The following is a 19355-nucleotide window of genomic DNA, read 5'->3' on the forward strand; positions in this document are numbered from 1 at the left end:
CGTGCGCGAGGGCGCGGTCCAACTCGATGAGGGCCTCCTCGTCCCGGTCGGAGAGGTAGACCCGGCCGAGGGGTCCCCGGCCGGGCCCGCCGCGGCCGGGAAGCCGGACAAGAAGACCGTGCGGGCGGAGCAGCGGGCCGAGAAGCGGGCCATCGACGAGGCGCTGGAGGAGGCGCGCGACGAGGACCTGCTCGCGCAGATCCGGCACGAGGTGCTGCGGATCAGGCCGCAGGCTCCGGTGGAGCCGGCCCGGCTGGAGCGGGTGCGTCCGCGCACGCTGATCAGTTTCATCGCCGGTGCCATCGGCGCGTACTTCCTGCTGACGCAGCTCACCCACATCGAGTTCGGACCGCTGATCGCGAACGCCGAGTGGGGCTGGGTGGCGGCCGCCGTCCTGTTCTCGGCGGGCAGCTACTTCGCCGCCGCCCTGGCGCTGCTGGGGTTCGTCCCGGAGCGGGTGCCGTTCGTCAGGACGGTGGCGGCGCAGGTCGCCGGGTCGTTCGTGAAGATCGTCGCCCCGGCGGCGGTGGGCGGTGTCGCCCTGAACACCCGGTTCCTCCAGCGGGCCGGGGTGCGGCCGGGGCTCGCCGTGGCGAGTGTCGGCGCGTCGCAGTTGTTCGGGCTGGGCTGTCACATCCTGATGCTGCTGTCGTTCGGCTATCTGACCGGGACCGAGAAGACGCCGTCGCTGTCTCCGTCCCGCACGGTCATCGCGGGTCTGCTGACGGTGGCGGTGCTGGTGCTCGTGGTGACGTCGGTGCCGTTCCTGCGGAAGTTCGTCGTCACGCGTGTGCGGTCGCTGTTCGCGGGTGTCGTGCCGCGGATGCTCGATGTGCTGCAGCGTCCGCAGAAGCTGATCACCGGCATCGGCGGCATGCTGCTGCTCACCGCCTGCTTCGTGATGTGTCTGGACGCCTCCATCCGGGCGTTCGGCGACGAGACGACCTCGATCAGCATCGCCAGTGTCGCCGTCGTCTTCCTCGCGGGCAACGCGCTGGGGTCGGCGGCGCCCACCCCGGGCGGTGTGGGCGCGGTGGAGGCGACCCTGACGGTCGGTCTGATCGCGGTGGGGTTGCCCAAGGAGGTCGCCGCGCCGGCGGTGCTGCTGTTCCGGCTGCTGACTCTGTGGCTGCCGGTGCTCCCGGGTTGGCTGGCCTTCAACCACCTCACCCGCAAGGAAGCGCTGTAGTTCACGCTGCTGCGCCGAGCGGGGAACGACTCCTCCTGTTTCTCACGAAGTAGCAGGTCAGAGGGTTATCCACAGGCTTCTCCCGCGAATCCGGGTTCTGCCTACCATGGCCTGACCGCCGTCCGCTGCACGGTGCGGACGGCCCACGAGGGGGGATGTGGCACATGACGCGTTTCGCACGGTGGACGGCTCTGGCGGTCTCCGCCGCGCTCCTGGCGGCGGGGTGCAGCGGTGGCTCGTCCGACGACGAGAGCGACGGGACGGCTCTCGACTGGGGGCGCTGCGGGGCCTCCGACGGCGAGCCCGCGCCCGGTGACGACTGGCAGTGCGGCACGCTCGAAGTGCCGCTCGACTGGGCGGAACCGGACGGCGAGACGATCGAACTGGCCCTGATCCGGGCGAAGGCCACGGGAGACGACCGCCTCGGGTCGTTGCTGTTCAACTTCGGCGGCCCGGGCGGTTCCGGCGTGTCGCTGATGCCCTCCTACGCCCCGAGCGTCTCGAAGCTGCGCGAGCGGTACGACCTGGTGAGCTGGGACCCGCGGGGTGTGGCCGCCAGCGAGGGCGTCCGCTGCCGGGAGGACAAGGAGATCCAGGCGGCCGAGTCGGTGGACACCACCCCGGACACCCCGGCCGAGGAGCAGGCCTACTTCCGGGACGCCGCGGACTTCGGGCAGGGCTGCCGGAAGGCGGCCGGAAAACTGATGGCCCACGTGTCGACCGCCGACACCGCCCGCGACCTGGACCGCATCCGGCAGACGCTCGGCGACGACAGGCTGAACTACTTCGGGATCTCGTACGGCACCGAGCTCGGCGGGGTCTACGCCCATCTGTTCCCCGAGAAGGTGGGCCGGATGAACCTCGACGCGGTCGTCGACCCGACCGCTGACGCCATGGGGCACGCCAAGAACCAGGCGCGCGGTTTCCAGCGCGCGCTGGACAACTATCTGAGGTCCACCGGGCGGGACCCCGAGCAGGGGACGCGCGAGATCGCGGAGCTGCTGGACCGGATCGACGCCGAGCCGCTGCCCACGTCCTCGGCCGGCCGGGAGCTGACCCAGACACTGGCGCTGACCGGCATCGTCCTCCCGCTCTACACCAAGGAGGGCTGGCCCGCGCTGACCAGCGCCTTGCGGGCCGCAAAGGAGGGGGACGGCTCGGAACTGCTCGCGCTGGCCGACGGCTACAACGAGCGCGACGCCTCGGGCCACTACGGCACGACGACCCACTCGCAACGGGTCATATCGTGCTCGGACGCCAAGCAGCGGCCGACGGCGGCGCAGACGAAGAAGCTGCTGCCGGAGTTCGAGCGGATCTCGCCGGTGTTCGGGCCGTTCCTCGGCTGGGACACGGCGGGCTGGTGCCACGACTGGCCGGTGCCGGGCCGACACGACACCCCGGAGGTGAGCGCACCAGGTGCGGCACCGATCCTGGTGATCGGAAACACCGGCGACCCGGCCACCCCGTACGAGGGCGCCCGGCGGATGGCGGACGAACTGGGCGAGGACGTGGGGGTCGTGCTCACCTGGAAGGGCGAGGGCCACGGCGCGTACGGCAGTGGGAGCGACTGCGTCGACTCCACCGTGAACGCGTACCTGCTGGACGGCACGGTGCCGAAGGACGGCAAGGTCTGCTCATGACGACGGCGGGGGCTTCGCGCACCGGTGGTGCGCGAAGCTCCCGCCTCGGCCTCTCGTTCGGATCAGGCCGGCATCGCGGTGATGACCCGGGGTCAGTAGATCGGCTTCGACGGTTCGATCTGGTTGACCCAGCCGACCACGCCGCCGCCGAGGTGGACGGCGTCGGCGAAGCCCGCGGACTTCAGGACCGCGAGGACTTCCGCACTGCGGACGCCCGTCTTGCAGTTCAAGACGATCTTCTTGTCCTGCGGCAGGCTCTCCAGGGCGTTGCCCATGAGGAACTCGTTCTTCGGGATCAGCCGGGCGCCGGGGATGGAGACGATCTCGAACTCGTTCGGCTCGCGGACGTCGATGAGCTCGATGTTCTCGCCCTCGTCGATCCACTGCTTGAGCTGCTTGGGAGTGATCGTGGCGTCGGCGGCCGCCGCCTGGGCCTCCTCGGAGACGACGCCGCAGAAGGCCTCGTAGTCGATGAGCTCGGTGACGGTCGGGTTCTTGCCGCAGACCGCGCAGTCCGGGTCCTTGCGGACCTTGACCTGGCGGTACTGCATCTCCAGGGCGTCGTAGATCATCAGGCGGCCGACCAGCGGCTCACCGATGCCGGCAAGGAGCTTGATGCCCTCGTTGGCCTGGATGGAGCCGATGGACGCGCACAGCACGCCCAGGACGCCGCCCTCGGCGCAGGAGGGGACCATGCCGGGAGGCGGGGGCTCCGGGTAGAGGCAGCGGTAGCAGGGACCGTGCTCGGACCAGAACACGGAGGCCTGGCCGTCGAAGCGGTAGATCGAGCCCCAGACATAGGGCTTGTTCAGCAGCACGCACGCGTCGTTGACCAGGTAGCGGGTCGCGAAGTTGTCCGTACCGTCGATGATCAGGTCGTACTCGCTGAAGATGCCCATCACGTTGTCGGACTCGAGCCGCTCTTCGTGCAGGACCACGTTCACGTACGGGTTGATGCCCTTGATCGTGTCTCGCGCGGACTCGGCCTTCGGCCGGCCGATGTCGGCCTGGCTGTGGATGACCTGCCGCTGCAGGTTCGACTCGTCGACCTCGTCGAACTCCACGATGCCGAGCGTGCCCACGCCCGCCGCGGCCATGTACATCAGCCCTGGCGAGCCCAGGCCACCGGCGCCGACGAACAGCACCTTGGCGTTCTTCAGCCGCTTCTGCCCGTCCATCCCCACATCGGGGATGATCAGGTGGCGGGAGTACCTGCGAACCTCGTCTACGGTGAGCTCGGGGGCCGGCTCGACCAGGGGTGGCAACGACACGGGGACTCCGTTGGTCGGTCAATCACTACGGTTGTTCTCCCCCCAACACTGCCATGGCCTTTTTCATTCCGAGACACCCATCCCGATGCGCGAGACGAGATCGTCCCAGTAGCCGGGCAGCGGTTCCCAGGGATCGGTTCGGCCGTCGCGGGCTGTGCGGTCGGTGAAGTAGATGGTCGCGGCGCCCTGCCAGCGGGCGATGCGCAGCGCCTCCTCCAGGTGCGGTCCGGGCACTCCGTGGACGAAGTGGCAGAACCGCTCGGGCGGATGGTCGGCGGTCCATTCCGCCACCTGCGACCAGCGGTAGTCGCTCCACGGGCCGGAGAAGGTGACCAGTTGGTCCGCGACCTCGGCGTGGTCCGGGTGCGGGTGGGTGCCGTGACCGAGCACGATGTGGGCATCGTCACGGATCGCGCGGAGCGCTCCGACCGTCCGCCGGACCTCGGGCAGCGCGGCACGATCCGCGGGGCAGCGGTCCAGGAGGAATCCGTCAGCCTGGTACCAGTCGATGAACCGGTGGGCGTGCGAGAGCAGCTCGCCGAAGTCTCTCAGGCCGTATGCCGAGTCGAGATGGCCCAGGATGCGGACACCGGCGTTGCGCAGCCGGCCGGCTGCCTCCAGGCAGTGCGGGTCGGGCTGTACGCCGGGACCGTTGGCCACGTTCAGAACGACCCAGTGCAGGGGGCTTCCGCCTCCCGGGCGGGTGAGCGCGTTCCACTCGGCCGGGGCGAGGAGGGGGTGTGCCAGACCGGGGACGCCGAAGCCGGTGCGGACGCCGGTACCGGGTCTGACCCGGGGGATCAGATACGACATGCCGCCTCCATCCAGATGTCGGCGAGGGATTCCTCGAGGTTGATCCTGGGACGCCAGCCGAGCCGGTCGCGCGCGGTGCGCACGTCCGCCTGCTGCCAGCTGCCGCAGCCGTCCGGGTACGGGTACGCGACCGATGCCGCGTGGTGGTCGGACTCGCTCCGCGGGTGGCCGAGGCCCGGCCTGAGGTGCGGGGTGTGGGCGGTGTGGCCCGCGTGGGTGGCGTGGCCGCCGTGGGTGGCCTGGGCGCCGGGCGGGCCGTCGAGTTCGTGGAGGACACCGCCGTATCCGGCCACGCGGGCGAGGACCGCGGCGGCGTCCCGCAGGCGGACGGCGCGGCCCGAACCGATGTTGATGACTCCCTGTGCGGCGGAGAGCGAGGCGGCGTGCACGGCACGGGCCACGTCCCGGACGTCGACGAAGTCGCGCTGGGCACCGAGACCGCCGAGCTTCAGTTCGCCGTCGCCGGACTGCATGGCGCGGCGCATCGCCTCGGCGAGACGGCCGAGCGGGGAGCCGGCGGGGGTGCCGGGCCCGGCGGGTGAGAAGACCCGCAGGACCACGGCGTCCAGCCCGGAGCCGAGAACCAGTTCGGTCGCGGCGAGCTTGCTGACGCCGTACGGGCCGCCGGGGCGGGGGACGGCGTCCTCCGCCGTGGAGGAACCGGGCTGGCTGGGGCCGTACTCCGCGCTGCAGCCGATCTGCACGAGGCGGGCGCCGCAGCCACTGCGGCGCAGGGCCTCGCAGACGGTGGCCACGGCGACGGTGTTGTGCCGGGTGAGTTCCCGGGCACCGCCACGGGTGGCACCGGCGCAGTTGACCACCACACCGGGGTGGACGGCGTCGAGGAACCGGGTGAGCGCGCCGGGGCTGCCGGTGGCGAGGTCGAAGCGGACGTCGGCGTCGTCGCCGCGGCCGAGGGCGGTGAGCTGGACGGCCGGGTCGGCGAGCAGACGGTCGGCGACGAAACGGCCGATGTACCCGTTGGCTCCAATCAGCAGAACTCTCATCGGGCGGCTCCTGTGGCGGCCGGGGCCGCTGGACGGGTGATCATGTGGGATCTCCTTGGAGTGGTGCCTGCGGCCGGGCGTGCGCCGAGGCTCGGGGGAGTGTGCGGGTTGCGTGGATCAGGAGGGTCAGGGCCGCCGCACCACAGGTGAGAGTGGGGACGGCGGTGGGGCCCCAGGTGGCGACCAGGCTTTCCACGGGCACGGCCAGCGCGCCGCAGCCGGGGAGGCGGGCCGCGAAGACTGTGGCCAGGGCGGCTGCCTGGGCCAGGGCGGTGGCGACGAGGATCACCTTTGGGGCGTGGGTGAAGCCGTGGAGGGCGAGGAGGCGGGCCAGGAAGAGGAGGGCGCCCAGGGAGAGCGCTTCGAGGGGGATGAAGGGTTCGTCCAGGGCCGTGGCGCAGAGGGAGAGGAGAACGGCCAGAGCGCACAGGAACAGCGTGAGGACGCCGAACAGCAGGGGGCGGACGGAGGCGGTGAAGTCTTCGAGGCCTCGGCTGGTCGCGAGTCTGCGGCGGGCCCGTGCGGTGAACAGGCCCGCGCTCCAGGCACCGGGGGCGCAGGCCAGGGTGAGGGCCAGGGCCGGAGCGACGGTGAGCGGCCAGTCGCCGTCGGCGGCGCCGGTGGGCGGGCCGTCGGGACCGCCGGTGATCGCGGTGTGGAGCAGGCCGTCGCCCAGGACGGCGTAGCCGATGAGCCAGCAGGTCCACGTCGCCGCGCCGGGGGCGGGCGGACGAGCGGCGCCGAGCGGGCCCCGGCGCAGGACCGCGCGCGCGGCCAGGGCGACGGCGAGCACGCCCGCGGCGACCGCGCAGAGGCGGGTCTGGCCGTGGGTGAGGCGCAGGGCGGTCACCGACGCGACGCCGAGGACGCCGGGGAGCAGCGTGCGGGCGATCCAGCCGACGCGTGCCTCGGGGGCGGCGGGGGCGGCGGGGCTGGGGGTGTCGTGGTCGCGGGGGATCCTGGCGTACAGCTCCTCCGCGAGGGAGAAGACGTCCCGGTGCCGGAAGCGTGCGGCGGTCCGGTCGGTGACGCCGTGCGCCTCCAGGCCCGCCGCGATCTCCAGGGGGTCCACGGCACGTTCGCACAGCTCGCGGTGGCGGTGCAGCAGCGCCTTCACCGGGTCGGCGGTGCCCGGGCGGGCGGTGGCGGGCCGGGCCGGGTCCCGGTCCAGTTCGTCGAGTCCGGTCATCGTGCCGCCTCCGTCGCGGGAACCAGTGGTGTGGCCGGCACCGAGGTGGTCGGCCTCAGGACGTCCGTGGCCCGCTCGGGGGCACCGGTGGCCCAGGCGGGGGCGGTGCGCAGCGGCGGGCGGGAGGCGGGGCCGGACCAGTCGCCGGGGACGTGGACCTCGGCGGGGGCGGCGAAGGGCAGGGGGTCGCCGGTGTCGTTCAGGAGGACGCGGTGGACCGGGCTGCGCGCCGCGATCTCCAGGTACAGGTCGTGGAACGCGGCGACGTTCTGCTCGACGGTGAACAGTTCCAGTGCGCGGGCGCGCGCGGCGGCGCCGAGGCGCGCCCTGCGCTCGGGGTCGCGCAGCAGCGAAACGCATGCCTCGGCGAGCGCCCGCGGGTCGCGGGGCGGTACGACGAGACCGGTTCCGCCGATGACCTCGACCACCGCGCCGACGTCCGTGGACACCGTCGCGCGGGCGGAGAGCATCGCCTCGACGAGACCGGCCGGGAACCCCTCGACGACACTCGACAGGACGATCACGGCGCCCGAGGCGTACGCCTCGGCCCGGCCGGCGGGTTCCGGGCCGCCGATCTCCTCGAAGGACACCGGAGCAGTGCCGGCGGAGTGCGGGCCGCCCTCGGTTCCGTCCGGGAAGAGCCGCGCGGCCAGCGCCCGGCAGTGCTCGAGGTAGGCGGCGCCCTCCGGGCCGGCCGGGCCGCCGATGATCCGCAGGCGGGCCCCGGGCTCCTCCGCGCGGATGTCGGAGAACGCGTGCAGCAGTGAGACCAGGTCCTTGGCGGGCTCCACCCGGCCGGTCCACACGAGGGTGCCCGGGTCCGCGCGCTCCGGGGACTCCTCCGCCCCCGCGAAGGGCGTGGCGTCCATTCCGGGGTGGATGGTGCGGATCCTCGCCCGGTCGGCACCGCAGCGTTCCTGCCAGCGGCGGGCGTGGGTGTTGCCCGGGGTGACGAACGCGGCCCGCCGGTAGGTCTCGGCGGCGAGCCGGCCGTGGAAGGCCGCGAGCAGGGACCGGACCGCGGGTGGGGCGTCCGGGCGGGTCAGGTAGTGCGTGCGCAGCCGTACGCCGTACTCGGTCACCAGCAGGGGGACGTCGAAGAAGTGGCCGGCGAGCAGGCCCGGCAGGGCGGCCGTGCCGCCGGAGGCGGCGTGACACAGGTCGACCGCGCCGAGCCCGTCCTCCTCGTACCAGTCGAGCGAGAGGGAGCGCAGGGCGTGCTGCAGATGGGCGGCCACGGCCAGCAGGTCCGGTACCCGGGCCTCCCGCGCGGCGCGCAGCACGCGGGGCGCACGACAGGCGCGTTCCAGCGTTCGTACGGCGGTCTCGGAGCGGAGAGCGGCGTCGAGACCGCCCTCGTCGTGGGCGAGTTCGGCCAGGCCGTACAGAGCGTGGGCGAAACGGTCCGCCTCGGCCGGGGCGCGGGTCGTCGCGGGGTCCGCCGCACTGAGCACGGCGGCGAGTTCGCCGTAGTGCTCGGTGAATCGCAGGCGCGCGCGCCTGCCGTACACCACCCCGTCGTCCTCGGTCGTCCACAGGGGCGCGGTACGCACCCTGGTGACCTGCGGCGGCAGCGGTACCCAGCCGGCGTCCTCCTGGGCTTCGCTGCGGCTGAACGCGTAGACGTCGAACTCGTGGTGTCCGAGTCCGCGCACGAGACGGTCGCACCAGAGTCCGCTGTCACCGCCCACATACGGATAACCACCCTCCGTAAGCAGTCCGATGCGCACGAGTGCACCCCCGATCTCCCGTATGGGGAGCCGCCGTCGGCCCGACGGCTCGCAGCGGGACGAACGTATGCGGACAAGGTGGGGGTGTGATGGACGGTTGTCCGTCGCGCCACCAAAAGGGGTGAACGGTCGTAACTTTCTCGCACGGGACGCGTTCGGTCGCGCTATGCGATCAGCCGTGCGACCGGAGGACGACGGGCGCGCCCGGTGCGCCCTGCCGGGGCGTCAGCCCTTCGGATACGGCCAGGGGTTCGGCCGGCAGCTGATTCCGTCGTGGTCGAGGAACTTGGTCTGCTGCTGCATGACCGGGGCCAGATCGCCGTCCTTGTCGCAGGTGAGGTGGTTGTACCCCAGGCGGTGGCCGATCTCGTGGTTGAGCAGCATCTGCCGGTAGGCGAGAAGCTCGTCGCCGTACGTCTCGGCGCCCTGCGCCCACCGGAACGCGTTGATCATCACGCGCTCGGTGGCCGCCGAGTCGCAGGAGACGTTGTCCACCGTGGTGTCGAGCCCGGACCTGGCGCACCAGTCGGCGGTCGTCTCGGGGCTGGCGAGCGTGACGACGAAGTCGGGGCGGCCCGAGTGGATGCGCTCGAAGGAACGGGCGCCGTTGTGCGACCAGCTGCGGTTGTCGTTGAGCGTCCGCTGCACCGCCTCGGCGAAAAGTTCGCCGTCGAGGCCGAGCCCCTGCTCCACGTCGACGCGGTAGGTGAACTTCTGCCCCTTGCCCTGCGCCTTGTCGATTCCGGGGATCGCGTCGAACTTCCCCGAGCCCGCGAGGGAGTCGGCGATCGGGTACCTCTTCTCCATCTTCTGCGCGTACGTCAACGGCCCGGTGCCGGACGACGTCTCGTCCCGCCCGGCCCCGCGCGAGCCGGAGTCCCGGACGTCGCGCGCCGCCCGGTCGGTGACGGACTGCGCCTGTACGTCCTCGGCGGCGGCGTCGTGCTCGTCGGCGACCTGGCCCGCCACCACGACGGCCAGCACGGTGGTCACGGCGGCGGCCGCGATCCCGGTGAACGCGCGCCCCTTGGCACCCTTGGTCTCCTCCGGCACTCCGGCGGGGGGCGCGTCGTCGAGGTCGGCCGGGGCGCGGGCGGCCGACGCGGTGCCCCGGCCGGTGACGGCGGTGTAGGGGTCCGCCGCGTGCGTGGAGTCCGTGGCGAAGGTCCGGCGGGCCGGGTCGCGGGGCGTGAAGAGGTCGCCTTCCTCGTCGAAGGCGTCGAGGTAGTCCTGTCGCGGCCCGCGCGGATCTCGCGGACCTCGCGCTTCCCACGGCCCCCCGGTGGGCGCCTGGCGCTGTCTCGGCAAGGGCACGCCCCCGCCGGCCGGCCCGGGGCGCCCCGGGTACCCGGGATACCCGACTCCCGGGTTCTGTCCCCTCAACTCGCCCCAGCCACCGCCGGGTTCCCGCTGCTCGGGATGGCCGTCACCACGGACGCGCGGAACGCCGTGAGCAGGGGTGCCGTCGGGCGGTCGCGGCACTCCACGCGCGGGCGTCCCGTCCGGAAGCCACCCTTCCGGCAGGCGTGGCACCCCATGAGAAGGTGGCCCGTATTCCGCGGGCGGACCAGGGTCCGGCGCTCCACGGCCTGGCGGAACCAGGCCGTCCGGCCGGGCCCCTCCCCGGTCGTCGCTGCCCCGGCCGCCCCGGGACCTCCGGCCGGCACGTGCCGCTGCCGGATCCGCGGTGCCGCCCTTGGGGGCGGGCCCACGACGGCTGTGGCGTCCCACCTGGTGCCTCAGCCCCTCAGGTTCTCGGCGGTGCCCCCGCCCTCGGCGGTCTCGTCCGCAGCGGTGTCTGCGGCCGAGCCCGAAGCGCCCTTCGCGCCCGGCTCCAAAGTATCCCCCTCGACCGCTGAATTCGTTGCATCCGCGAGGAGTTCACGGAAAGCAGCGGCCACGACCTCGGGGTATTCCATCATCGCCACGTGCCCCGCGTCGGGCAGGGTGACCAGTCTGGAGTCGCGGAACGCGCGGGCCGCGCGCCCGGCCATGCGGAAGCCGACGAGTTGGTCCCGGCCGCCGTACAGCAGCAGCGTCGGCGCGAGCACCCGCTCGGCCTGGCGCCACAGACCGTGCTGACCACCCAGGGTGTACGCGTTGACGAGTCCCCGCGCGGAACGCGCCATGGCGTCCCAGAAGTACGGCAGCCGCAGTCGCCGCTCCATCTCCTGCACGGCGTTACGGAACGCCTCCGGCGACACCTGCGCGGGATCCCCGTAGCAGAGCGCGACGACGCCGCGGACGCGCTGCTCCGCAGACCACCCCTGGGTGATCCGGGTGAAGAGCCGGGCCACCCCGGGCACCGCCAGCAGTCCCGTGGGCACCGCGGTGCGCTGCACCCACAGCTCGGGGAGGGCCGGTGACACCAGCGTGAGCGTGCGGACGAGGTCGGGGCGCACGGCGGCGACGCGGGTGGCGACCGCGCCGCCCAGCGAGTTGCCGAAGAGGTGGACGGGGCCGCGCCCGGAAGAGTCGAGATATCGGATCACCGCGCGCGCGTGCGCCGAGATCGAGTAGTTGCCGTCGTCCGGGGGCGGCGAGTCGCCGAAGCCCGGGAGGTCGACCGCCTCGCTGTCGACGACGTCGTCCAGGTGCGGCATCAACGCCGACCAGTTCTGCGACGACCCTCCCAGCCCGTGGATGTGGAGCGCGGGCGGCAGGCCCTCACGCGCGGGTGGCCTCGACCGTACCGACAGGGTGACGCCGGGCAGTTCGACCGATCTGAGGCGCTCGCCCTCCGCGACCCTGACGGCGGCCACCTTGGGCAGCACGGTCGCGGGCGGCACGGACGGCAGGTCGGTCGAGGACATGCCGCAATGTTACGAGACGATCACGCGGGGGCTCGTGTGTTCGCGGTCACAGGGGCAGTGCCGGGCATCGGCCGGCCGCCGCCGGCCCCGCTGTGCGCACCGCGTCACAACCCGATCGCGGATCGCATAGCGCCCGGATCGGGTGTCTCCTAGGCTCATACCGAGGGCACCCGTATGTGGCCCCGCATTCTCCGGGGACGTTCACGGGAAGGGAGCCCAGCCATGACCGTAGATCCCACCGACCCCGAGACGTTCGAGGAAGCCGAGGACGCTCGCGAGGACCAGGAGTACGACGTCGAGGCACCCGAGGTCGACGCGGCCGAACAGCGCGCGGACCTCGAGCAGGACCGCGACGATCCGCTGACCGGCGCCGACGCCGACCGCGCCAATGAGGCGGACCTGGCCGAGCAGGCCAGGATCGTCTCCCTCCACGAGGACGACTACCGGTGAACCGGTGAAGAGGACGACCACCGATGAAGGTGACGGTGCCGGAACGAGGCGGCATCATCCGGGAGGGAGACGCCATCCTGCCCCCATTGACAGCTTTTGAAACGGTCCGTGCCACTTTCACCGCAGTCCGGTCCGTGAAATTGTGCGCTCTCAGCGCGCACACCACGATTACCGAAAAGTAGGATGGCGGCGCGGCCCACACCGCACGTGGACGAGAATGGGAGGCGGCGTGACAGCCATCGAGCAGACAGAGGCCGTGCGCCCGAGGGGCACACGCCTGCCGCGCCGTGCCCGACGGAACCAGTTGCTGGGCGCCGCCCAGGAAGTATTCGTCGCACAGGGCTACCACGCGGCGGCGATGGACGACATCGCCGAGCGCGCGGGCGTCAGCAAGCCGGTGCTCTACCAGCACTTCCCGGGCAAGCTCGATCTCTATCTGGCCCTGCTGGACCAGCACTGCGAGGCGCTGATCCAGTCGGTGCGCCACGCGCTCGCGTCGACGAGCGACAACAAGCAGCGCGTACGGGCGACCATGGACGCCTACTTCACGTACGTCGAGGACGACGGCGGAGCCTTCCGCCTTGTCTTCGAGTCGGACCTGACGAACGAGCCCGCGGTGCGCGAGCGCGTCGACCGGGTCACCAACGACTGCGCCGAGGCGATCTGCGACGTCATCGCCGAGGACACCGGCCTGTCGCGCGAGGAGTCGATGCTGCTCGCCTCCGGGCTGGGCGGTCTGGCCCAGGTCGTGGCGCGGTCCTGGCTGCACAGCGACCGCACTGTGCCCCGCGACCAGGCGGTGCAGTTGCTGACCTCGCTGGCCTGGCGGGGCATCGCCGGATTCCCGCTGCACGGCAACGAGCAGCAGTTCTGACGGCTCCCAGGAGCGCCGCCGGGCAGGCGGGGGAGCGTTTGTTCCCGGCGGCTGTTCGCTCCTGGCGTTGCGGGGGCTGAGCGTGCGCATCCCCTCACCGGGCTAATGTGTGCTGGGTACGGCGCGGAAGGTCGCGCACTTCACTGACCGTCGGAGGGACATAGCCGTGGAGGTCAAGATCGGCGTGCAGCACGCGCCCCGCGAGATCGTTCTGGAGAGCGGTCAGAGTACCGAGGAGGTCGAGCGCGTGGTGGCCGAAGCACTGGCCGGAAAGACGCAGCTGCTGACTCTCGTGGACGAGCACGGCCGTAAGGTCCTGGTCCCGGCCGACCGGCTCGCGTATGTCGAGATCGGCGAGCCGGCCCCCCGCAAAGTGGGCTTCGGCGCGCTGTAGGCGACGACCGGCAGACAGCGGAAGGGCCCGGCGGTTTCGGAATCTCGATACCGCCGGGCCCTTCCGTGTCCCTCTCAGTCCCTCTCAGTCCCTCTCAGTCCCTCTCAGTCCCTCCCGCACCGCTGGTCCGTTCAGCCCTTCTCCCCTTGCCGTTCTCCCCGGCGTCACCGGCCACCTCCCCCACCGTCTCCTGCCACCCCGCTCTTCACCGATGGAGCACAGGTCGCGCACAGAGGAGGATTGGGTTTCGCAGGTCAGGGGTAAGTCGGGCTACGACCGATGTGATCAGGCCGGCCATGTGGGAAGGACCCCCGACATGCTCTTGGAAACGCTCAGTTCAGCGATCCTCGGCCTGGTCCTGGCCTGGGCGGCCACGCGCCGCCTCTCGCACCGCCTCCCCGCCCGCGCGCTGGTCCTGTCGACGGGTGTGGCCGGGGCCGTGTTCGGCGCGCTGATCACGCACAGCGCGCTGGACGCGGGCAGCCCGCTGACGGTCCTGTTCGGCGCCGCGATCGTCTCCGTGGCCTCGGTGTCACTGCTGCTGCGCCCTGCGGGCAGACTCCGCGGCCGGTCGGCGACCGCCTGAGCGACCGCCGACGCCGGCACGGAACCTGTCCGGGGCGGCTTCTCAGGCCGCCAGCCCCAGGGCGGCCATCCGCTTGGTGTGGGCCTCGGTGATCCGGGAGAACATCCTGCCGACCTCCGCGAGGTCGAAGCCGTCCGCGACACCGCCGACGAGCATCGTCGACAGCGCGTCCCGGTCGGCCACCACCCGCTGCGACTGGGACAGCGCCTCGCCCATCAGCCGGCGCGCCCACAGCGCGAGCCGTCCGCCCAGGCGCGGGTCCGCGTCGATCGCCGAGCGCACCTTCTCCACGGCGAAGCCGCCGTGCCCGGTGTCGTCGAGCACGGACAGCATCAGCGCCCGGGTGTCGGAGTCCAGCCGGACCGCGACCTCCCGGTAGAAGTCACTGGCGATGGAGTCGCCGACGTAGGCCTTGACGAGCCCTTCGAGCCAGCCGGAGGGCGCCGTCTGCTTGTGGAAGCCCTCGTACGCGGCGACGAACGGCTCCATGGCGGCGGTCGGCTCCTCGCCGATCTCGGCCAGTCGGTCGCGCAGCCGCTCGAAGTGGTGGAACTCGGCCGACGCCATCTTGGCCAGTTCCGCCTTGTCCTCCAGCGTGGGAGCCAGCTTGGCGTCGTCCGCGAGCCGCTCGAACGCCGCGAGCTCTCCGTACGCGAGCGCGCCGAGCAGGTCCACGACGGCGGCGCGGTACTGCGGGTCGGCGGAGGCTGCCGTCCAGTCCAGGGCGGCGACGCCGGTGGGCGCGGCCGGGGTCTCGGAGGTGTCCTCGGCGGGGTCAGGCTTGTCAGAGCTCGTCATAAACCGCACAATAGCCCGCTGATCGGGGGTCGGAAGGCGCTGGTCAACAGGTGTGACGACGACTACGCGGCCAAATCGGCCATGGCATGTGCGCGAATTCGGGGTATGGTGGTAATGCGCCTGCCGAATACTTTGACGTGTTCGAGGGGGCGTTTGTATGAGGATGCCCGGTCGGAGGCCCGATCGGCTCCGCCCCGACCGCTCTCCCTGACCGTACGGCACATTGCGTACGACGATCGGAGGGACCCTCAGCGGTACGAGCGCTAGAGCGTCGGCAGTGGTCCCGTGCCCTACGGCATCCCCGTAAGGCAGCCGACGTCCCCGGCACGGTCCATAGACGACCCCCCGCGCTCGCCTCGCACCGCGCACACAGAAGAGGCAGCACCCTGACTACGTTCCGAGAGCTCGGGATTCTCCCCGAGACCGCCGAGGCCCTGGAAGCCGTCGGCATCATCACCCCCTTCCCCATCCAGGAGCTGACGCTCCCCGTGGCCCTGTCGGGCACGGACGTCATCGGCCAGGCCAAGACCGGCACCGGAAAGACGCTCGGTTTCGGCCTTCCGCTCCTCGAGCGCGTGACCGTCCCGGCGGACGTGGAGGCCGGGCGCGCGAAGCCCGAGGACCTCACCGACACCCCGCAGGCGCTGGTCGTCGTCCCCACCCGCGAGCTGTGCACGCAGGTCACCAACGACCTGCTGACCGCCGGCAAGGTGCGCAATGTGCGCGTCACCGCGATCTACGGCGGCCGGGCCTACGAACCGCAGGTCGAGGCCCTGAAGAAGGGCGTCGACGTGATCGTCGGCACCCCGGGCCGGCTGCTCGACCTGGCGGGGCAGAAGAAACTGAACCTGAAGCACGTCAAGGCCCTCGTCCTCGACGAGGCCGACGAGATGCTCGACCTGGGCTTCCTGCCCGACGTCGAGAAGATCATCAACCTGCTTCCGGCGCGCCGCCAGACCATGCTGTTCTCGGCCACCATGCCGGGCGCGGTCATCGGGCTGGCCCGCCGCTACATGTCGCAGCCCACGCACATCCGCGCCACCACGCCGGACGACGAGGGCGCGACGGTCGCGAACACCACGCAGTTCGTCTACCGCGCGCACAACATGGACAAGCCGGAGATGGTCTCGCGGATACTGCAGGCCGACGGCCGGGGACTGGTCATGGTCTTCTGCCGCACCAAGCGCACCGCCGCCGACCTCGCCGACCAGCTGGGGCAGCGCGGTTTCGCCTCCGGCGCGGTCCACGGCGACCTCGGCCAGGGCGCCCGCGAGCAGGCGTTGCGCGCCTTCCGCAACGGCAAGGTGGACGTGCTCGTCTGCACCGACGTCGCCGCCCGCGGCATCGACGTCGAAGGTGTGACGCACGTCATCAACTACCAGTCACCCGAGGACGAGAAGACGTATCTGCACCGCATCGGCCGTACCGGCCGCGCGGGTGCGAAGGGTACGGCGATCACGCTGGTCGACTGGGACGACATCCCGCGCTGGCAGCTGATCGACAAGGCGCTGGACCTGGGCTTCAGCGATCCGCCGGAGACGTACTCCACCTCCCCGCACCTGTACACCGACCTCGGCATCCCCGAGGGGACGAAGGGTGTCCTGCCGCGCTCGGAGCGCACCCGCGCCGGGCTCGACGCGGAGGAGCTGGAGGACCTGGGTGAGCCGGGCGCTCGTGGCCCGCGCGGCGGGCGCGGGGGCCGGGACGACCGGAGCGGCCGGGGCGACTCCGAGCGTGAGCGTCCGGCCCGTACGCCGCGCCGTCGGCGCCGTACGCGCGGTGGCGCCCCGCTGGACGACCCGGCGCAGCCGGCGGCCCCGGCCGTCGAGGGCACCGATGAGGCCGGCACCGGTACGGCTCCCCGCACCCCGCGCCGCCGTCGCCGCACGCGCGGTGGGGCGGTCGCCGAGGTGACGACCGCCCAGGTGACCGCGGTCGAGTCCGCCGAGCACGTCGAGCCCGCCGAGTCGGCCGTCGCGACGGCCGGGGGCAGCGCGGTCGGAGACGCTCCGGAGACCCCGGCGGCGCCGCGCCGCCGCCGGACCCGCAAGGCCACGGCTGCCACGGCCACCGCGGCCGAGGCGGTGGTGGCCACCGTCGAGGGGGCCACCGAATCCGCCCCGGAGGCGACCGGGACGAAGCCCCGGCGCACCAGGACGCGGAAGACGGCTGCCGCGGCCACCGAGGCCGGTACGACCACCGCCGACATCCCGGTGCAGGCCGCACCGGAGGCGGAGGCCGCCGAGGCGAAGCCCCCGGTCCGCCGCACCCGCAAGACCGCGGCGACGGCCGAGACCGGCGTGGACACGGCCGAGGCCACCGAGGCCGCCGAGACCAGGCCGCGCCGCACCCGCAAGGCGGCCACCGCCGTGCAGGAGCCGGAGGCCGCGGTGGACGCCACGGCCGAGGCGAAGCCCCGGCGCACCCGGAAGACGGCAGCCGCCGCGACCGCGACCGACACCGTCGAAGCCGCCGAGGCCAAGCCGCGCCGCCGCACCCGCAAGACCGCAGCGGCCACCGAGGCCGGTACGACCACGGCCGGCATCCCGGCGCAGGCCGCACCGGAGGCGGAGGCCGCCGAGGCGAAGCCCCCGGTCCGCCGCACCCGCAAGACCGCGGCGACGGCCCCCGCGGAGCCCACGGAGGCCTGACGCACCACCCCGACGGCCCGGTCCCACACCCGTGGGGCCGGGCCGTCGGCGTCGGCGGGCCCCTGCTGCCCGTTACCCTCACCCCGTGACCAGCCACCCCACCCCCGCTTCCGTTCCCCCTCCGACCCCGACCCCGGCCCCCGCCTCCGTCCCGCCCCTCGGCGCTCGGGCGTACCGGCTCCTTACGTCCCGCGGGGAGTTCGCCGTCGTCGACGTGCCACCGGCCGACGGGGTCGAACCGAAGGGGGTCGTGCTGTCACTGCCCGGGTTCACCGGGAGCAAGGAGGACTTCACGCTGCTGCACGGCCCGCTCGCCGCACGCGGGTACCGCAGCGTCGCCGTGGACGGACGGGGGCAGTACGAGTCGGACGGTCCCGCTGACGACGAATCCGCTTACGCCCAGGCCGAGTTGGCGCGGGACGTGCTCGCGCAGGCGGAAGCGCTCGGCACGGCTGCGCCGCTGCACCTCGTCGGGCACTCGCTCGGCGGCCAGATCGCCCGTGCGGCCGTGCTCGAGGACCACTCCCCGTTCCGTTCGCTCACCCTGATCTCATCGGGCCCCGCCCGGATCTCGGTCTCCCAGGAGCAGCGCGTGAAGCTGCTGCGGGACGCGCTCGCCCGGATGTCGATGGCGCAGTGCTGGGAGGCGATCCTGGCCATGGGCCCGCCGGAGGAGGTCGGCGGCCCGGCCCGCGGGATCGGTGGCCAGGATCATCTGCGTCGCCGTTGGTTGGCCACCAGGCCTGCACAACTACTGGCCACAGGAAGGCAGTTGTGCAGGGAGCCGGACCGGGTCGCCGAGCTCGCCGTCGTGCCGCTGCCGTTCCATGTGCTGTCGGGTGCGCACGACGACACCTGGCCGGTACCGGACCTCGACGCCATGGCCGTACGGCTGAACGCGCACCGCACGGTCGTCGCCGGCGCCGAGCACTCCCCCAACGTCGACCGGCCCGCGCCCACGGCACACGCCCTCGCCGCCTTCTGGGACCGGCTCCACGACGACGGCGCCCCGCACCCCGGTTAGGACGGCCGGTACGGGCCGGGGGCGTGCCGTCAGTACTGCGCCTGGAGGTGGGCCCAGAAGCCGTCGCGCAGGGCGCGCCTCAGGTCCGCCTGGCCGCGCAGGGAGTACTGCAGCAGGCCCTCGGCCTCCACGAGCAGGTCCTGGTCGACCGAGCCGGGCAGGTAGGGGTGGCCGGGCAGCAGTTCCACCAGCGTGTCCCGGCCCCGCTCGGCGAGCCACTTCGCGGCGATCTGCGCACCGATGAAGCGGACGTCCTCACGGGTGGGCCGTCCTGTCGCGGGCTCGTACGCGGGGGCCGTGCGCCGGGAGACGTACGGCTTGAAGAAGTCGAGTTCGAAGGTGCGCTGGCTGTCGACCTCCCAGAGCAGGGGCTCGGCCTGGTTGCGGCCCTCGGGGGCCTCGATGCCCCAGAGATGGACGCGGGCGCCGTACCCCTGGGCGGCCTCGACCGCCGGGACCAGGTCCTCGTCGCCGCCCAGCAGGGCCGCGTCGCTGATGGCGCGGTGCCGGGCCAGTGACTCCAGGTCGGAGCGGATCAGGGAGTCGACGCCCTTCTGCTGGTTGTTGGCGTTGAGGTTGCCGAGGCGGACCTTGACGTCGGGGAGCTCCGCGATGGTCTGCTGCTCGGCGGTGTGGATGCGGCGCCGGGCCCCGTCGTACCAGTAGACGCGCAGCAGCCTGCTGTCCGCGAAGATGGTGCGGGCCCGGTCGATGAGTGCGTCGATGAGCCCCTCGGCGTCGAGGTCGAAGGCCCTGCGGTCCTCCGTCCCGGCCACCAGCCGCCCCGCCGCCGCGTACAGGTAGCCGGCGTCCACGAAGATCGCGTGCGTCGAGGGCGTCTTCGCCACCTCGGCGAGCATGCGCTGGAGCAGCTCGTTCGTGCGGTCGATACGGGAGTTCAGGCCCGCGAGGTCGTCGTTCATCAT

General features: G+C 72.5%; 17 protein-coding genes. 8 read left to right on the forward strand and 9 right to left on the reverse strand.

Features of this window, described 5'->3' with window-relative positions; all coding sequences use genetic code 11:
- Both AB0I73_RS21375 and AB0I73_RS21380 read left to right on the forward strand, forming a co-directional pair.
- Positions 1 to 1189 (forward strand): lysylphosphatidylglycerol synthase transmembrane domain-containing protein (locus tag AB0I73_RS21375; RefSeq protein ID WP_363039598.1); only part of this gene is annotated, 1189 nt, incomplete at its 5' end.
- A 164-nt stretch (positions 1190 to 1353) separates the two neighbouring features.
- Positions 1354 to 2829: an alpha/beta hydrolase gene (locus AB0I73_RS21380; RefSeq protein WP_363039600.1), complete on the forward strand. Its 1476-nt coding sequence runs from the start codon at positions 1354 to 1356 to the stop codon at positions 2827 to 2829.
- A gap of 92 nt (positions 2830 to 2921) precedes the next feature.
- On the opposite strand, the gene moeZ is transcribed toward AB0I73_RS21380, so the two are convergent.
- The 7 genes from moeZ to AB0I73_RS21415 form a co-directional block, all read right to left on the reverse strand.
- Positions 2922 to 4100 carry an adenylyltransferase/sulfurtransferase MoeZ gene (gene moeZ, locus AB0I73_RS21385; protein WP_109376894.1) on the reverse strand — a complete coding sequence of 393 codons (1179 nt, stop codon included), beginning with the start codon at positions 4098 to 4100 and terminating at the stop codon, positions 2922 to 2924.
- Between the two features lie 63 nt (positions 4101 to 4163).
- Positions 4164 to 4913 (reverse strand): spherulation-specific family 4 protein, encoded by a 750-nt coding sequence (locus tag AB0I73_RS21390; protein WP_363039603.1) that lies wholly within the window; start codon positions 4911 to 4913, stop codon positions 4164 to 4166.
- Positions 4901 to 5920: an NAD-dependent epimerase/dehydratase gene (locus tag AB0I73_RS21395; protein WP_363039605.1), complete on the reverse strand. Its 1020-nt coding sequence runs from the start codon at positions 5918 to 5920 to the stop codon at positions 4901 to 4903. Before AB0I73_RS21395 ends, AB0I73_RS21390 begins: the two co-directional genes overlap by 13 nt.
- A 40-nt stretch (positions 5921 to 5960) precedes the next feature.
- Positions 5961 to 7109, reverse strand: coding sequence for a hypothetical protein (locus AB0I73_RS21400; protein ID WP_363039607.1), 1149 nt, complete (start codon positions 7107 to 7109; stop codon positions 5961 to 5963).
- Positions 7106 to 8839, reverse strand: coding sequence for a DUF3492 domain-containing protein (locus AB0I73_RS21405; protein ID WP_363039609.1), 1734 nt, complete (start codon positions 8837 to 8839; stop codon positions 7106 to 7108). Before AB0I73_RS21405 ends, AB0I73_RS21400 begins: the two co-directional genes overlap by 4 nt.
- 225 nt (positions 8840 to 9064) lie before the next feature.
- Entirely contained in the window at positions 9065 to 10570 is a 1506-nt protein-coding gene (locus AB0I73_RS21410; protein WP_363039611.1) for a DUF3152 domain-containing protein, read from the reverse strand.
- 8 nt (positions 10571 to 10578) lie between these two features.
- On the reverse strand, positions 10579 to 11652 hold the full coding sequence (locus AB0I73_RS21415; RefSeq protein ID WP_363039613.1) for an alpha/beta hydrolase: 1074 nt from the start codon (positions 11650 to 11652) through the stop codon (positions 10579 to 10581).
- Positions 11653 to 11874: 222 nt separating this feature from the next.
- On the opposite strand from AB0I73_RS21415, the gene AB0I73_RS21420 reads away from it, so the two are divergent.
- From AB0I73_RS21420 to AB0I73_RS21435, 4 genes are all read left to right on the forward strand, one after another.
- A complete protein-coding gene (locus AB0I73_RS21420) occupies positions 11875 to 12102 on the forward strand; it encodes a hypothetical protein (protein WP_363039615.1) in 228 nt (75 codons plus the stop codon).
- A gap of 229 nt (positions 12103 to 12331) precedes the next feature.
- Complete coding sequence (locus AB0I73_RS21425; protein WP_363039617.1) at positions 12332 to 12976, forward strand: TetR/AcrR family transcriptional regulator; 645 nt, start codon at positions 12332 to 12334, stop codon at positions 12974 to 12976.
- A 166-nt stretch (positions 12977 to 13142) separates the two neighbouring features.
- Complete coding sequence (locus AB0I73_RS21430) at positions 13143 to 13370, forward strand: DUF3107 domain-containing protein (RefSeq protein WP_109376885.1); 228 nt, start codon at positions 13143 to 13145, stop codon at positions 13368 to 13370.
- A gap of 316 nt (positions 13371 to 13686) precedes the next feature.
- Positions 13687 to 13956, forward strand: coding sequence for a hypothetical protein (locus AB0I73_RS21435; protein WP_363039619.1), 270 nt, complete (start codon positions 13687 to 13689; stop codon positions 13954 to 13956).
- A gap of 42 nt (positions 13957 to 13998) precedes the next feature.
- Here the strand turns inward: AB0I73_RS21435 and AB0I73_RS21440 are convergent, their stop codons facing one another.
- The gene (locus AB0I73_RS21440) at positions 13999 to 14754 is read right to left on the reverse strand and encodes a ferritin-like fold-containing protein (protein ID WP_363039621.1); all 756 of its coding nucleotides are present in this window, start codon (positions 14752 to 14754) and stop codon (positions 13999 to 14001) included.
- 488 nt (positions 14755 to 15242) lie between these two features.
- Here AB0I73_RS21440 and AB0I73_RS21445 point away from each other — a divergent pair, with 488 nt between their 5' ends.
- Positions 15243 to 17405: a DEAD/DEAH box helicase gene (locus AB0I73_RS21445; protein ID WP_363039623.1), complete on the forward strand. Its 2163-nt coding sequence runs from the start codon at positions 15243 to 15245 to the stop codon at positions 17403 to 17405.
- An 85-nt stretch (positions 17406 to 17490) separates the two neighbouring features.
- Positions 17491 to 18429, forward strand: a complete 939-nt coding sequence (locus AB0I73_RS21450; protein ID WP_363039625.1) for an alpha/beta hydrolase — start codon at positions 17491 to 17493, stop codon at positions 18427 to 18429.
- Positions 18430 to 18458: 29 nt separating this feature from the next.
- Here AB0I73_RS21450 and AB0I73_RS21455 read toward each other — a convergent pair whose 3' ends face one another.
- A complete protein-coding gene (locus AB0I73_RS21455; RefSeq protein WP_363039728.1) occupies positions 18459 to 19352 on the reverse strand; it encodes an NYN domain-containing protein in 894 nt (297 codons plus the stop codon).
- Between the last annotated feature and the right edge of the window lie 3 nt (positions 19353 to 19355).

The organism is Streptomyces sp. NPDC050388 (assembly GCF_040655635.1).
Lineage (GTDB): Bacteria > Actinomycetota > Actinomycetes > Streptomycetales > Streptomycetaceae > Streptomyces.